The sequence below is a fragment of the Microbacterium sp. CFBP9023 genome, assembly GCF_034045055.1.
Classification (GTDB): domain Bacteria; phylum Actinomycetota; class Actinomycetes; order Actinomycetales; family Microbacteriaceae; genus Microbacterium.
Genome location: NZ_JAXCWI010000002.1, coordinates 547824 through 563329 on the forward strand (window position 1 = coordinate 547824; position 15506 = coordinate 563329).

At 69.6% G+C, this 15506-nt stretch carries 13 protein-coding genes; 7 read left to right on the top strand and 6 right to left on the bottom strand.

Translation table 11 applies throughout. From position 1 onward, the window contains the following. Positions 1-4: 4 nt before the first annotated feature. The gene (locus tag SOM10_RS13180) at positions 5-295 is read right to left on the bottom strand and encodes a DUF4287 domain-containing protein (RefSeq protein ID WP_187250291.1); all 291 of its coding nucleotides are present in this window, start codon (positions 293-295) and stop codon (positions 5-7) included. A gap of 23 nt (positions 296-318) precedes the next feature. Next, positions 319-513: a hypothetical protein gene (locus tag SOM10_RS13185; RefSeq protein WP_320490418.1), complete on the bottom strand. Its 195-nt coding sequence runs from the start codon at positions 511-513 to the stop codon at positions 319-321. A gap of 45 nt (positions 514-558) precedes the next feature. Between SOM10_RS13185 and SOM10_RS13190 the strand changes: the two genes are divergently transcribed. Beyond that, positions 559-1602, top strand: a complete 1044-nt coding sequence (locus SOM10_RS13190; protein ID WP_320490419.1) for an ArsR/SmtB family transcription factor — start codon at positions 559-561, stop codon at positions 1600-1602. Positions 1603-1618: 16 nt separating this feature from the next. On the opposite strand, the gene SOM10_RS13195 is transcribed toward SOM10_RS13190, so the two are convergent. Next, positions 1619-2083 carry an Lrp/AsnC family transcriptional regulator gene (locus SOM10_RS13195; protein WP_053097561.1) on the bottom strand — a complete coding sequence of 155 codons (465 nt, stop codon included), beginning with the start codon at positions 2081-2083 and terminating at the stop codon, positions 1619-1621. Between the two features lie 72 nt (positions 2084-2155). On the opposite strand from SOM10_RS13195, the gene SOM10_RS13200 reads away from it, so the two are divergent. Both SOM10_RS13200 and SOM10_RS13205 read left to right on the top strand, forming a co-directional pair. Next, positions 2156-3595, top strand: coding sequence for a DUF6421 family protein (locus tag SOM10_RS13200; protein WP_053097562.1), 1440 nt, complete (start codon positions 2156-2158; stop codon positions 3593-3595). A gap of 111 nt (positions 3596-3706) precedes the next feature. After that, on the top strand, positions 3707-4348 hold the full coding sequence (locus SOM10_RS13205; protein ID WP_072591710.1) for an SDR family NAD(P)-dependent oxidoreductase: 642 nt from the start codon (positions 3707-3709) through the stop codon (positions 4346-4348). A gap of 51 nt (positions 4349-4399) precedes the next feature. Here SOM10_RS13205 and SOM10_RS13210 read toward each other — a convergent pair whose 3' ends face one another. Next, the gene (locus SOM10_RS13210; RefSeq protein WP_320490420.1) at positions 4400-5938 is read right to left on the bottom strand and encodes an MFS transporter; all 1539 of its coding nucleotides are present in this window, start codon (positions 5936-5938) and stop codon (positions 4400-4402) included. Positions 5939-6030: 92 nt separating this feature from the next. Here SOM10_RS13210 and SOM10_RS13215 point away from each other — a divergent pair, with 92 nt between their 5' ends. Beyond that, the gene (locus SOM10_RS13215) at positions 6031-7098 is read left to right on the top strand and encodes a threonine aldolase family protein (protein ID WP_053097565.1); all 1068 of its coding nucleotides are present in this window, start codon (positions 6031-6033) and stop codon (positions 7096-7098) included. Positions 7099-7122: 24 nt separating this feature from the next. Here the strand turns inward: SOM10_RS13215 and SOM10_RS13220 are convergent, their stop codons facing one another. Continuing rightward, positions 7123-7722, bottom strand: a complete 600-nt coding sequence (locus SOM10_RS13220; RefSeq protein ID WP_053097566.1) for a DUF4916 domain-containing protein — start codon at positions 7720-7722, stop codon at positions 7123-7125. Between the two features lie 113 nt (positions 7723-7835). Here SOM10_RS13220 and SOM10_RS13225 point away from each other — a divergent pair, with 113 nt between their 5' ends. Then, on the top strand, positions 7836-8492 hold the full coding sequence (locus tag SOM10_RS13225) for an alpha/beta hydrolase (protein WP_320490422.1): 657 nt from the start codon (positions 7836-7838) through the stop codon (positions 8490-8492). A gap of 258 nt (positions 8493-8750) precedes the next feature. After that, positions 8751-10424: an ABC-F family ATP-binding cassette domain-containing protein gene (locus SOM10_RS13230; RefSeq protein WP_053097567.1), complete on the top strand. Its 1674-nt coding sequence runs from the start codon at positions 8751-8753 to the stop codon at positions 10422-10424. Positions 10425-10426: 2 nt separating this feature from the next. On the opposite strand, the gene SOM10_RS13235 is transcribed toward SOM10_RS13230, so the two are convergent. Continuing rightward, a complete protein-coding gene (locus tag SOM10_RS13235) occupies positions 10427-10837 on the bottom strand; it encodes a DUF6157 family protein (RefSeq protein WP_056279641.1) in 411 nt (136 codons plus the stop codon). Between the two features lie 69 nt (positions 10838-10906). Here SOM10_RS13235 and SOM10_RS13240 point away from each other — a divergent pair, with 69 nt between their 5' ends. Beyond that, a complete protein-coding gene (locus SOM10_RS13240) occupies positions 10907-15499 on the top strand; it encodes an ATP-dependent helicase (protein WP_320490423.1) in 4593 nt (1530 codons plus the stop codon). Positions 15500-15506: the final 7 nt, after the last annotated feature.

Genomic DNA, 15506 nt, shown 5'->3' on the forward strand with positions numbered 1-15506 from the left:
GAGATCAGCCGTCGGGGTTGCTGTCCTTGCCGTCGAGCCAGAGGGTGTCGGACGCATCGCCGTGCGCGCCGCCCTTGCCGACGTGCTTGTCGCTGATCTTCGGCCCCTTGAGGATCACGTGGACCATCGCCTGAGCATGCCCGTGCCCGAGGCCGTAGTCCTGCTTGAGCCAGTTGAGGACGACGGTGGACTTGGTCGTCTCGTCGAAGCCCTGCTCCTTCGCCAGTTCGATGAACTGCCGCGGGGTGAGGCCGGTCTGCGTCTCGACCTTGTCGAGGTATGCCTGGAAGGACATGGGTGCTCCTGGTGTGTCGTTGGTCAGTCCTCGGAGAGGAAGGTCTGGATGATCGTGGCGGACGCATGGACGCCGATGAGGCGCGGCGTTCCGCGACCGATGTTCGTGAAGGAGTGTGGCACGAACGCCGGACCCGTGGCCGTGTCGCCGGCGGAGGCGACGATCGTGTCCGCGCCCACCGCGGCGACGGCTGCGAGAGCAGATGACGTGGTGTTCATGAGCCCAGTCTCGACAGGCCGTGATGAACGACCTAGAGTTTCGATGTGGATCGAAACTCTGTCGTCGCAGGTGCCGGCACGCCACGCGAGGGCGTCGAGCATCCCGATCACCGCGTGGAGTTCCTTCTGAGCCCCGGAGACATCCAGGCGGTGCGATTCGGCACATCCCCCGGGCATGAGCTCGCCCACGCCGTGCGCGTGCTGCTGCGGCCGGCCCAGCACCCCCTGCAGTGGGGATGGCTGCGCGCCGTCCGCGATCGGCTGCCTCGCGAGAGCTTCCGCCTGCTCGCCGTCGTCGTCGGCGATGACGGCTATCTTCCCGACTTCTTCACGACCGCCCCCGCATGGGACATGACACCGGAGACCGAGCTGTCGGCGCTGCGCAGCGCACCCCTCGATCCGCTGCGCGTCGACCTCGGCAAGATGGTCATCCGCTCGACCGGCGCTCGCCGACGCGCACTGCGCGACATGCAGCAGCAGCCCGAACGAGCGCGGGCGATGATCGCAGACGCCTGGTCGGAGATGTGGGATGCCGCACTGGCGCCGGTCTGGCCGCAGCTGGATCGGCTGCTGCGAGCCGACATCGCGGTCCGATCGCGCGTGATCGCCACGTCGGGGATCAGAGAGATGGCCGGGGGCCTCCACCCGAAAGTGACCTGGGGCGACGGGGCCGTGCGCGTCTCGCTGCGCCGCCACAGCGAGGTCGTCGACTGCCACGGAAGCGGGCTGGTGCTCGTTCCGTCGGTGATGTCGACATGGGGGTGCATGGTGCTCACCGAGCCGCCGGCGCAACCCACGCTGTTCTACCCGGCGCGCGGGGTGACCGCCGGCTGGTCGAGGGACGCCGCCGAGATCTCCGGGGCGCTGGGCGCCCTCCTCGGCCCCGCTCGCGCCGGCATCCTCCTGGGAGCCGGCACGTCCCGCACGACCTCGCAGGTCGCTCAGGACGCGGGAATCGCGGTGTCGACCGCATCCCACCACCTCACCGTGCTGCGCGACGCAGGACTGATCTCGAGCGAGCGCGACGGCGCGAGGATGCTGCATCTGCGCACGCCCCTCGGCGAGGCGATGGTCGGCGCCGCCCTGTGAGCACCGCGCGTCCGCGCTATGCGGATGCGTCCGGCGCGACCGAGATGATCGGCCGGTGCTCGTAGTAGGTCTGCAGCACGACCGTGGTGCGGGTGCTCACGTTCGCGGCCAGCCGGATGTCGCGCACGAGCTCTTCCAGCGCGCGGGGCGAGGCGACCCGCACGAACAGCATGTAGCTGGCGTCTCCCGCGATCGAGTGGCACGCCTCGATCGCGTCGAGGTGTTCGAGAAGCTCGGGGGCGTTGTCGGGCTGCGCCGGGTCGAGCGGCGTGATCTCGATGAAGGCGGACAGGGGCGTGCCGACGAGTTCGGGGTCGAGGATCGCGCGGTAGCCGGTGATGATCCCGCGCGTCTCGAGGCGACGCAGACGTGACTGCACGGCCGACACGGAGAGGCCGACAGCATCGGACAACTGGGACAGTGTCGCACGGCCGTCTCGTGAGATCTCGGCCAGGATCGCGCGGTCGACAGAGTCATCCATAGATGTAATATTATCGTCAGGATTCCGTATATGCCGGAATCTTTCCGTCAAACTCTCCGATCGGAGGTCCCGATGTCCATCATTTCTGCCCACAGCACCGCTGTTCAGGCCATCGTCGGCGAACCCGAGGTCGTCGAGGACGCATCGATCGCCGAGCAGAGCGTCGCCTGGGCTCAGCTCAAGGACGCCGCGATCGCGATCCGCGAGATGCAGATCAAGGACGGATCGATCCCGGATGCCGCGCACCACGCCGCGGCGCGCGACCTCGTCGCCGCGATCACCGCCGGCATCCGCGCACTCGCTCCCGCCTTCCCGCACGACGCCGAGTACCTCGCCGCCTCCGTCGTCGACTTCGACCGCTGGGTCTCGGAGGGCTTCGGCGTGCCGGACTTCCTCGACTCGCTCCTGGCGTTCCAGCCGCAGCAGCACCGCGTCGACGGCATCCGCCACCTGGTCGTCTTCCCGATGTACACGCAGAACGGATCGAGCGACCGACTCGTCGAGGCGCTGATCGTCGAGACGATCTGGCCCGAGTTCATCGCCGCCCTCGAGGCCGGCGACTACGGCAACAAGCTGTTCGTCTCGCTGCGTCTGGTCGACTTCACGCCCGGCTACGACACCAACTCGGCCGTGCTGTTCCCCGAGACCGTCGCGATGCGCGAGATCCCCTCGTTCACATGGGGCGCGATCTTCCAGGACCGCGAGGCCGCACGCTACCGCCGGGTCACCCGCGCCGCTGCCGCGATCACCAACCTCGACCTGCCTGAGCGCGCGAGCGCGATGCTCGACGATCAGCAGGTGGCTGAGAAGACCTTCGTCATGTGGGACATCATCCACGACCGCACCCACATGCGCGGCGACCTGCCCTTCGACCCGTTCATGATCAAGCAGCGGATGCCGTTCTTCCTCTACTCGCTCGAGGAGATGCGCTGCGACATGACGGCGTTCCGCGAGTCGGTGAACATCGAGCGCACGCTCGCGGCCCGCATCGCCGCGGGTGAGGAGCTCACCGAGACCGAGCAGGAGATGCACGACTACGCGCACCTCGTGCAGTACGCGGTGATCTTCGACCGGATCTTCCGCTTCTCGATCACCGGCACCCGCACGCGCAACTACGACGCCGTCGGCGGACAGCTGCTGTTCGCCTGGCTGCACCAGCGCGGCGTGCTGCACTGGACCGACACGGCGCTCACCTTCGACTGGGACAACGTGCCGGATGCCGTCGTGGCTCTGGGCGACGCGATCGACGACCTGTACTGGCACTCGATCGACCGCCCGAAGGTCGCGCACTGGCTTGCCGCGTACGACCTCGTGCGCGGCACGCTCACGCCGCACCCGGCATCGCAGTGGGCCCGCGGACTGTCGGACGAGATCCTCGCCGGCGCGCCGAAGGGTTACACGGATGCCGTGATGGACGACGAGTTCCCGCTGTCGATGTTCTTCGAGACCCTCGACAAGAAGATGAAGGCGGTCATCGAGTCGACCGTCGGCATCCGGGGCACCGACGACTGACTCGAATCGCGCATTTCTGGGGTCCGATCGTGTGGTGCGACCGGACGCAGCGTCTGCGGCCATTCCTGCCCGGGGTGGCCGCAGAACTGTTTCTTCACGAGAGTTGAGCACATGAGCGTCACCGACCGCACGATCCTCCTCGCCGGAGCCACCAGCCCGTCTGGCCTCGCCCTGGCGCGAGCACTCGTCGACGCCGGCGCGCGCGTCGTCGCCACCGGCCGATCCTCAGAACGGCTGCACGCGCTCGACGCACTCGGCGCACAGGTCGAGGTGGCCGACGCGACCTCGCTGGCGTCGATGACGGAACTCGCTTCCCGCCTGCAGGCGATCGACGCCGTGATCCCGCTGGTCGGCGGCTGGCGCGGCGGAGGGGGCCTCGCCGGGCAGACCGACGACGACCTGCACGCGCTTATGCCCGCGTTCGATGCGGTGCGCGCCACCAGCCGCGCCTTCGACTCCCTGCTGCGCGCCTCTGACGCCGGACGTTTCGCGATCGTCTCGTCGACAGCGGTCGGTCGCCCTCTGGCGGGAGGCGCGAACTACGCCGCCGTCAAGGCCGCGAGCGAGGCGTGGACGCGCGCGGTGGCGCAGGGCTTCGCGAAGGCAGCGCGGGATGCCGTCGAGCCCCTGCGCGCGGCATCGGTCGTCTTCCGCGCCAAAGCACTGGACCCGGACTCGCTCGCGCCGCAGGTGCTCACACTGTGGGATGCGGACGCCGCCGATCTCAACGACCGGATCATCACGCTCGACTGAACGCCGCAGCCCGTTCCGCTGCCGACGCGTTCGGCTGGTGACGCCGTTCCGCTAGCGGCGCGCCTCCGGCACCTCAGGAGGGAGCCCTCGGAGGGGCGGCGGAGCATCCGCGACGCGCGCATCGACGCTGCGGTCCTCCGCGGAATCCGCTCGGCCCTCGGCCACCGCGTCCGCGTTCCACTCGGCGCCGGTGCCCGTGCCGCCGCCCGTGTTCTCGCCTGCGTCGTCCGGTGCGCCGTCGCCGTCGCCGTCGGGTTCGCCGTCGCCGGGATTCTGCTCCGGCGCGTTCGCGTAGAGCTCGGTGAGCTTGCGATACGACTTCGTGAAGAAGGCCAGCGTCGCGGCGATCACCATGATGATGCCCGCGAACAGGCAGATCAGGGCGATGCCCCGAGCCTCACCCTCACCCAGCAGCCATTCCCACTGCTGCTGCCCCTCGGGCGTCCTCATGTACGGGATGATCAGGAACTCCGCGATCGGCGCGATGAGGAATGCCGTGATCGGAGCGGCTGCGGCCTCCATCGCCGCGGCGACGCCGAACACACGCCCCTGCCTGTCATAGCGGACGACCTTCTGGATGATGGTCTGCTCGGCCGCCTCGACGGGCGGCACGAGGGCCATGTAGATCCACATGCCGACGACGTAGAGCGGCCACCATTCGCGCAGCATGAACACCGACCCCAGGATGCCCATCGCGATCACGACGAGCAGCAGGGTGCGCATGGGTTTCGCCCCGAGGCCGAACTTCGCCACGAGCCCGCCGCCGATCAGGAACCCGGTCGACGCGAACGCCAGCGCGAAGCCCCACATCTGCGCGTCGAAGAGCGTGAGACCGTACGGATCCATCAGCGCCATGTACACGCCGCCGATGAGGTTGTTGAACGTCGAGAAGATGATCAGCGCGAACAGTCCGGGGGCCAGCCGGATCGCCGCCACACTGCCGCGGAAGTCGAGGGCGCTCTTCGCATCGGGGTCGGGCTGCGGCGCCCCCTCGGGGATGCGGATGAAGAGCAGGTGCAGGAAGGTCAGCACCATCGCGCCGATCGCGATCGCGAGCGTCCACCCCATGCCCAGGAAGCCGATGGACAGCCCGGAGAAGACGCTGGTCACGAGGAAGGCCAGACCCTGCACCGTGCCGACCAGGCCGTTGGCGTTGGCCCGTCGATCTTCGGGGACGAGCAGCGTGACGGTCGTCGAGAGCGCGATGTTGCGGAGCTGCTCGATCACCCCGCCGAACAGGATGATCGCCGAGAACAGCCAGAACCACGGACCGCCGAGGTCGAGCAGCGCCGCCTCCGGCTGCCAGACGTAGAGAACGCCGGCGATCAGGAAGGCGACCGCCGAGATGACGCTCGAGAGCAGCATCACCGTGTGTTTGCGATTGCGGTCGACGATGGTGCCGAAGATCATCGCGAAGAAGGCGATGAACAACATGTACGCGCCGCCGATGACGCCGGTCGCGAGCACGGACTGCGTCTCGATGTAGACCCAGAAGGTCAGCGCGAACCACAGAAAGCTCGTCGTCACGTTCGCGATGAGCGTGTTGACGAGGACGTTCGCGAAGGCGGTCTTCGCAGCGCTGCGCTCCATGAATTAGAGGGTAGGCGGGGCCTCGGACATTCGCTAGAGCGGTATGCCGGCCGGGGGACGCCGGGCTCGGCATCCGCCCGTAGGCTTGTGCGGTGACTATTCAGCATGACCCCGCGGTCCGGGGCTTCGCCAGCGACAACTATTCCGGCGTCCACCCCGAGGTCCTCGCGGCCATCGCAGCGGCGAACGGCGGCCACCAGGTCGCGTACGGCGAGGACGCCTACACCGCACGTCTGCAAGAGGTGTTCCGCGCCCACTTCGGCGAGGGCGTCCAGGCGTTCCCGGTGTTCAACGGCACGGGTGCGAACGTCACCGGCCTGCAGTCGATGCTGCCCCGCTGGGGAGCCGTCATCGCGGCATCCTCCGCGCACATCAACGTCGACGAGGGCGGAGCGCCCGAGAAGATCGGCGGATTCAAGATCCTCGCCGTCCCGACCGACGACGGCAAGCTCACGCCCGAGCTCGTCGACCGCGAGGCCTGGGGCTGGGGCGACGAGCACCGCGCGCAGCCGCTCGTGGTCTCGATCACGCAGTCGACCGAGCTCGGCACCCTCTACTCCGTCGACGAGATCCGGGCTCTCGCCGATCACGCGCACGAACGCGGCATGACCCTGCACCTCGACGGCGCGCGCATCTCGAACGCGGCCGCAGCCCTCGACGTGCCGCTGCGCGCGTTCACCCGCGACGCCGGCGTCGACGTGCTCAGCTTCGGCGGCACGAAGAACGGCGCCATGCTCGGCGAGGCCATCGTGGTGCTGAACCCCGAGGCATCGAACGGACTGCAGTACTCCCGCAAGTTCAACATGCAGCTGTCGTCGAAGATGCGCTTCGTCTCCGCCCAGCTCATCGCGCTGCTCGAAGGAGACCTGTGGCTGCGCAACGCCCAGCACGCGAACGCCATGGCGCAGCGGTTGCGCGGGGCGATCGAGGCCGGCATCGCGGCCGGTGAGATCACCGGCGTCTCGTTCACGCAGCCGACCCAGGCGAACGGCGTGTTCGCGCAGCTGCCCGACGGCATCGCCGACCAGCTGCGCGAGAAGTTCCGCTTCTACGACTGGGATGCCGCGCGCAACGAGGTGCGGTGGATGTGCGGCTTCGACACCGAGGAGTCCGACGTCGACGAGTTCGTCGCAGAGCTCGCGCGCCTCACGACACGCTGAGCTGAGCGGAACTGAGCGGAGCGGCTAGCGCAGCAGACCGAGGTTCGCGAGCGCCAGGCGGATGAGGGTGCCTCGCCCGCCCTCCATCTCGGCGGCGACGGCGTCCGATGCCGCGGCCTCGGGCGAGAACCAGGTGACCTCGAGTGCGTCCTGGCGCGGCTCGCACGTGCCGGTGACCGGCACCACGAACGCGAGCGAGACGGCATGCTGACGGTCATCGTGGTAGGCGCTGACCCCCGGGATCGGGAAGTACTCGGCGACCGTGAAGGGCAGCGGCTGCGGCGGCAGCAGGGGGAACGCCATCGGGCCCAGATCGTTCTCGACATGGCGGAACAGCGCATCGCGGATCGTCTCGCCGAACCGCACTCGGCCCGAGACGATGGTGCGCGTCATCTCGCCCATGGGCGTCGAACGCAGCAGGATGCCGATCTCGGTCACCTGCCCGGAGCCATCGGTCCTCACCGGGATCGCCTCGACGTAGAGCATGGGCAGATGGCGTCTCGCCTCCGCCAGCTCGAAGTCGCTCAACCACCCCGGGTTGGAGTCACGCGAGGGCTGTGCGGCGCCGAAGCCCTCCATGCCGTCGTCGGGCTCGGGGTCGGGATCAGGTGTGCGGACGGCCATGTCTCCTTTCTACCAGCAGCGCCCTCCGGCGAACACCGACTTGAGGCCACGACCGGCATACGATCCGATGATCGTCTCCTGCGGGTGTCGGATGGCGCTGGCAGGATGGGACCGTGAGCGAAGAACTGATGATCGACGGGCTCCTCACGCGCTGGTCGACGGAAGATCGCGCGGGGATGCCGCTGCTGGTGCTGCTGCACGGATACGGCGCCGACGAGCACGACCTGCTCGGGCTCGTCCCCTACCTGCCGGACGGCATCGTGGTCGCGTCCGTCCCCGCCCCGCTCGCTCCCCCGTGGCCGATGCCCGGGCGCTCGTGGTACGCCATCGAGGGTCTCGACGGCCGCAGCTCGGCATCCGTCACCGTCGCGGCAGAGGCGTTCCTGCGCTGGCTCGACGATGCCAGGGCCGACGCCCCTGCCGTGGCCCTCCTCGGGTTCTCGCAGGGTGCCGCCGTCGCCCTGCAGGCCATGCGACTCGCGCCAGGGAGCATCGACACCGTGGTGGCCCTCAGCGGTTACGCCGCGCCCGGCGAGCTGCCGGGCGACGATGCCCTGACCGAGGCACGACCGCACGTCTTCTGGGGCCGAGGCACGAACGACCAGGTGATCCCCCAGGCGCTGGTCGCGCACACCGCCGAGTGGCTTCCGGCGCACTCCGAGTTGTCCGGACGCGTCTACACCGGGCTCACGCACAGCATCTCGGAGGAGGAGCTCCGAGACGTGCGCGGGTTCCTCACGAAGTGGTTGGAGCGCGCCGTCGAGGCGTGACCGCCCCCGCACGCAGCCGCGACACGCCCGGGGTTGCGAAACTCCGACACGCCCGGGTATCGTCGTTGAGTCCTGTCCGCCGTGTCTGGAAGTCCATTGATCTGATCCGTCGCCTCCGCGCTCATCTTTCCGCGCGCTGACCCGACGATCGCCGACTCCACGGCAGACCACCGCCCGCTGTCCTTCGACAGCGACCCGCTCAGACGGGTCCATCGGGCGACCGGTGTCAGTGCACCCTCGCACTGGACAGGAGACACCATGTCAGTCCCCACTCTTCATTCATCGGTCACCCTCGATCGACTCACCTTCACCTGGCCCGACGGCACGTCAGCGCTCGACTCGGTCTCCGGATCGTTCGGCTCCGGTCGCACCGGCCTCGTCGGTCGCAACGGAGCCGGCAAGTCCACGCTGCTGCGGCTGATGGCGGGCGAGCTGACCCCGACGGCCGGGCACCTCACCACCACCGGCGAGGTCGCCTACCTGCCGCAGCAGCTCACACTCGACGTCGACCGCCGGGTCGCCGATCTTCTCGGAGTGGCTCCCGCCCTCGATGCCGTCCGTGCGATCGGCGCGGGCGACGTCGATCAGGTGCACTTCGACACGGTCGGCGACGAGTGGGACATCGAAGCGCGCGCCGAGATGTCCCTGGCAGACGCGGGGCTCGCCCCCGAGTTCCTCGACCGGAGGGTCGGCGAGCTGTCGGGTGGTGAGGCCGTGCTGGTCGCGATCGCCGGCATCCGTCTCCGGCGCGCGCCGATCACCCTGCTCGACGAACCGACCAACAATCTCGACCGCGACGCCCGCGCGAGACTCGCGGCGATGGTCCGCTCGTGGAAGGGCACACTCATCGTTGTCAGCCACGACCTGTCGCTGCTCGAACTGATGGACGACACCGCCGAGCTCTACGCCCAGACGCTGAGCGTGTTCGGCGGGCCGTACTCCGAATGGCGCGCCTGGTTGGACGCCGAGCAGGATGCCGCGAGGCAGGCGGAGGTGACGGCGAAACAGGAGTTCCGCAAGGAGAAGCGCCAGCGCATCGAGGCCGAGGTCAAGCTCGCCCACCGAGCGCGCACCGCCAAGAAGGCCGAGATCGAGAAGCGCGTGCCGAAGATCGTGGCCCACGGGCGCAAGATGGCGGCCGAGGTGTCGGCGGGCAGGCTGCGCACGGAGGTCGGGGCGAAGGAGGATGCCGCCCGCACCGCGCTCGACGAGGCGGGGCGGCGCCTGAGGTCCGACGCGTCGATGAAGATCGAGCTGCCGGATCCGCAGGTGTCACGCAGTCGTCGCATCGCGACGATCGGCGACGGCGAGAGGTCGTGGATTATCCAGGGCCCCGACCGGGTCGCGCTGATCGGGCGCAACGGCGCCGGAAAGACCACGCTGCTCGAACGGCTCGTGGCCGACGTCGGCCACGACTCCGGAGAAGCGCTGCCGCTCGACGCGGACCGGCCCGATCCGTCAGGTGACGACGCGGATCTCCGGAGCTCCGGAGCGCGCCTCGTCGCGACAGCTCTCACCGACCGGATCGGCTACCTGCCGCAGCGCGTCGACGGGCTCGACGAGAACCGGTCGGTATTCGAGAACATCGCGGATGCCGCACCGCAGGTGCCCGAGAAGGAGCTGCGCAATCGCCTCGCACGGTTCCTCATCCGAGGGGCCACCGCGGAGCGACCTGTCGCCGCTCTGTCAGGCGGGGAGCGGTTCCGCGTGGCTCTGGCGAAACTGCTGCTCTCGGACCCCGCACCCCACCTCGTGGTGCTGGACGAGCCGACGAACAACCTCGACATCGACACGGTCGATCAGCTGGTCGAGGCGCTCCGGGCATACCGCGGGGCGGTGCTGGTCGTGAGTCATGACGATGCGTTCCTCGCGCGTCTCGACCTGGGACTCACGCTCGAGATCGACGTCGACGGCTCACTGACCGCGAGGTGAGCTCACGCCCGTCGGCTCCGCATCGCCCGGGTATGGGCGATCGCGGGGTCGGCGGCGAGCAGGGTGTAGTCCTCGGATTCTCGAGGGACGAGCGCGACCCGCCCCTCGGCGTCGTGGGCGATCCCCCACCCGTAGCGTTTTCCCAGCGGTGATGAGCGCAGGCAGGGCTGCCCCTTCGAGAAGAACGCCTCGCGTGCGGCGGAGTCGTCGGGGTCGATCCCGGCACGCAGCGCATGCGTGGTGAAGATCACGTCGTCGGAGGTGCGCGCATACGGCTCCTGCGCGATCAGTCGATAGTGCAGTGCGGCGATCGTGGGCCTCTCACCCGTCGGCGGCTCTTCGGCGTGGTCGACGGGACAGTCTTCTGCGACCTCGATGAACGTGCTCGCGTAGTTCGTGGTGTGCGTCGCCATGCCTACAGCATGCCCGCACCCTCGGACAATGCCGACCCCGATGTCGGTGGCACGGGTGATGATGGAGGGATGAGCGACGTGCTCGAACGCTTCACCCCTGCCACGCAAGACTGGTTCCGGGGTGCGTTTCCCGAACCCACGCCCGCCCAGTCGGGCGCCTGGAATGCGATCTCTGCCGGAAAGCACGCGCTCGTCGTCGCACCGACCGGCTCGGGCAAGACGCTCTCGGCCTTCCTCTGGGCGATCGACAGCGTGTTCCGCGAGCGCATCGAGCAGCCCACCCCTCCCGCGAAGCGCACGAAGGCCGCCGACGCCTCGCGCACGCGCATCCTCTACATCTCGCCGCTGAAGGCGCTCGGCGTCGACGTGGAGCGCAACCTGCGCTCGCCCCTCATCGGCATCGGCCAGTCGGCCAGGCGGCTCGGCGTCGAGGCCCCTTCGGTGACGGTCGGCGTGCGCTCGGGCGACACGACCTCGAGCGATCGCCGCAAGCTGGTCTCCGATCCGCCCGACATCCTCATCACCACCCCCGAGTCGCTGTATCTGATGCTCACCAGTCGCGCCGGCGAGACGCTTCGCGATGTGCACACGGTCATCATCGACGAGGTGCACGCGGTCGCCGCGACCAAGCGCGGAGCCCACCTCGCGGTGAGCCTCGAGCGTCTCGATGCGCTGCGTCGCACCCACGGCCACGACCAACCCGCACAGCGCATCGGACTGTCGGCCACCGTGCGTCCGATCGACGAGGTCGCGCGGTTCCTCGGCGGCGCGGCGCCTGTCGAGATCGTCGCGCCGCCGGCGTCCAAGACGTTCGAGCTGGGCGTCGTGGTGCCGATGGACGACATGACCAATCCGCCACCCCCTCCCGGCGCGCCGAAGGACGCGGGAGACGCGGCGGATGCGGAGTACACCGAGGTCACCGGCTCCGTGTGGCCCCACGTCGAGGAGGCGATCGTCGATCGCATCCTGCAGAACAAGTCGACCATCGTGTTCTCCAACTCGCGTCGCCTCGCCGAGCGCCTCACCGGGCGACTCAACGAGATCTACTCCGAGCGCATCGGCGTCGCACTGCCCGAGGCCTCCGTGCCGGCAGCCATGATGGCGCAGGCAGGTGCCACCGCCGGAGCAGACCCCGTGCTCGCCAAGGCGCACCACGGGTCGGTCTCGAAAGAGCAGCGCGCCCAGGTCGAAGAAGAGCTCAAGTCCGGTGTCCTGCGCTGCGTCGTCGCGACGAGCAGCCTCGAGCTCGGCATCGACATGGGTGCGGTCGACCTGGTGATCCAGGTCGAGGCTCCGCCGTCCGCGGCCTCCGGTCTGCAGCGCGTCGGGCGAGCAGGTCACCAGGTCGGCGAGATCAGCCGGGCCGCCCTCTTCCCGAAGCACCGCGGCGACGTGCTGCACACCGCGATCGTCACCGAGCGGATGCTGGCGGGCAAGATCGAGGCGATCCAGGTGCCCCGCAATCCACTCGACATCCTCGCGCAGCAGACGGTCGCCGCCAGCGCCCTCGGCGAGATCAGCGTCGAGGAGTGGTTCGAGACCGTGCGTCGCTCGGCTCCGTTCCAGTCGCTCCCGCGATCGGCCTACGAGGCGACGCTCGACCTGCTCGCCGGACGGTTCCCCTCCGATGAGTTCGCCGAGCTCCGCCCGCGGCTGGTGTGGGACAGAGACGCCGGCACCCTGACCGGACGTCCGGGCGCGCAGCGCATCGCCGTCACGAGCGGGGGCACGATCCCCGATCGCGGACTCTTCGGGGTCTTCGTCGCCGGCGAGTCGACCGGCGCCCGCGTCGGCGAGCTCGACGAGGAGATGGTCTACGAGTCGCGAGTGGGCGACGTCTTCACGCTCGGCACGACGAGCTGGCGGATCGCCGAGATCACCCATGACCGGGTCAACGTCATCCCCGCCTACGGCCAGCCCGGCAAGGTGCCGTTCTGGCACGGAGACGGCATCGGCCGACCGTTCGAGCTCGGCGAGGCGCTGGGGAGGTTCTCGCGAGAGGTCTCCGCCGCGACTCCCGAGAAGGCCGCCCAGCGACTGATCGAAGCCGGACTCGACGCGCAGGCGCGGATGAACCTGATGGCGCACCTGACCGAGCAGCGCGAAGCGACCGGAACGCTGCCGACCGATCGCACTCTGACGGTCGAGCGCGGGCGCGACGAGGTCGGCGACTGGCGGGTCATCCTTCATTCCCCGTACGGCATGAAGGTGCATGCACCGTGGGCGCTGGCGATCAACGCCCGCATCCGCGAGCGACTCGGAGTCGAGGGCTCTGCGGTCGCGAGCGACGACGGCATCATCGTGCGCATCCCGGATGCCGAGGCCGAGCCGCCCGGGGCCGAGCTCTTCGTGTTCGACCCGGATGAACTCGAGCAGCTCGTCACCCAGGAGGTCGGCGGCTCGGCGCTGTTCGCGTCGCGCTTCCGCGAATGCGCGGCGCGCGCGCTGCTCATGCCGCGCACCAACCCCAACCGGCGCACCCCGCTGTGGCAGCAGCGTCAGCGTTCGGCGCAGCTGCTCGAGGTGGCGCGCCGGCACCCGACGTTCCCCGTGATCCTCGAGACGCTCCGTGAGGTCCTGCAGGACGTCTACGACCTGCCCTCGCTGCGCACGCTGGCGGTGTCGATCGCCGACCGGCGCATCCGGCTCGTCGAGACGCAGCCGCCTCAGCCCTCGCCCTTCGCCCGCGACCTGCTGTTCGGCTACGTCGGTGCCTTCATGTACGAAGGGGACTCCCCCCTCGCCGAGCGCCGGGCGGCCGCCCTCTCGGTCGACCCCGCGCTGCTCGGCGAGCTGCTCGGCACAATCGAGCTCCGCGAGCTGCTCGACCCCGACGTCATCGCCCAATTCGAGAGAGAAGCGCAGCGCCTCGACCCCGAGCGACGAGCGCGAGGTCTCGAAGGCGTCGCCGATCTGCTGCGGATGCTCGGTCCGATGGATGCCGCCGAGATCGACGCACGACTCGACCCGGAGACGGGGTCCGCATCCGACCACCTCGACGCGCTGATCGCCGCTCGCCGCGCGATCCCCGTCACCGTCGCCGGCACCACGCGCGTCGCAGCCATCGAGGACGCCGGTCGGCTGCGTGACGCACTCGGTGCCGCGCTGCCCACCGGCATCCCCGTCGCATTCCTCGAACCGCTCGCCGATCCGCTCGGCGACCTCATCGCGCGCTATGCCCGCACGCATGGTCCCTTCACGACGGATGCCGTCGCGACGCGATTCGGGCTCGGCGCCGCCGTCGCGCGGCATACGCTGCAGCGGCTCGAGCACTCGGGCAGACTGACCAGCGGTTACTTCCTGCCCGAGGCCTCGGGCACGAAGAACGAGACCGAATGGTGCGACACCGAGGTGCTGCGCCGCCTGCGGATGCGGTCGCTCGCCGCGATCCGAGGCAGCGTCGAGCCCGTGTCACCCGAGGCGTATGCGCGCTTCCTGCCGGACTGGCAGCACCTGGGACGCCCGCTCGAGGGACTCGACGGGGTGCTCGCGGTGATCGAGCAGTTCGCCGGGGTGCCCGTGCCCGCGAGCGCGTGGGAGTCGCTCGTGCTGCCCTCTCGGGTGCGCGACTACTCCCCCGCCCTGCTCGACGAGCTCACTGCCTCGGGAGAGGTCATCTGGTCGGGCCACGGCACGCTGCCGGGGCGCGACGGCTGGGTCTCGCTGCATCCCGCAGACCTCGCGCCGTTCACGCTGCCCGAGCCCGACGACGAGATCGCCGCCGACTCGCTCGAGGCCCGAGTGCTGATCGCGCTGGATGCGGGTGGCGCGTACTTCGCCGGTCAGCTGAAGGACATGACCGGCGCCGAGAACGAGCAGTCCGTGCTCGAGGCGCTGTGGGCGCTGACGTGGGGCGGCCGGGTCACCAACGACACCTTCGCCCCGATCCGGTCGCTGCTGGCCGGTGGTTCCCAGGCGCACCGGGTCACCCGACGCGCTCCGCGCACGCGCACCTATCGGGGGATGTCGCTGGCACGGACCGCGCCCCGACCGACGTCGATCGGCGGGCGCTGGTCGCTGCTGCCCACCGTCGACACGGATGCCGCTCGTCGTGCGACCGTCACCGCAGGGCTGCTCCTCGACCGCTACGGCGTGGTCACCCGCGGAGCCGTGCAGGCCGAGGGCGTGCCGGGCGGGTTCGCGCAGACATACCGGGTCCTCGCCGGCTTCGAGGAGGCTGGGCACTGCCGCCGCGGCTATGTGATCGAGAGGCTCGGCGCGGCGCAGTTCGCGGCATCCGCCACCGTCGACCGACTTCGCACGTTCGCCGGGCTCGCCGATCCGCCTCCCCGCAATGCCGTCACGCTCGCCGCGACAGATCCCGCCAACCCCTACGGCGCGGCGCTCGGATGGCCCAAGCGCGACGAGGTCTCGCATCGCCCCGGGCGCAAGGCCGGAGGCCTGGTGGTGATCGTCGACGGATCGCTCATCCTCTACCTCGAACGCGGGGGACGCACGGTGCTGTGCTTCACCGACGACGCCGAGGTGCTGCGCGCGGCAGCGACCGACCTCGCAGCGACCGCCCGTGCGCGGCGCCTCGACACCCTCACGGTCGAGAAGGTCAACGGCGAAGGCGTGTACGGCACCGAGCTCGCCCTCGCTCTGCAGGAGTCCGGATTCGTGGCCACCCCCCGCGGCTACACGCTGCGCAAGGCGATCTGACCGGCCC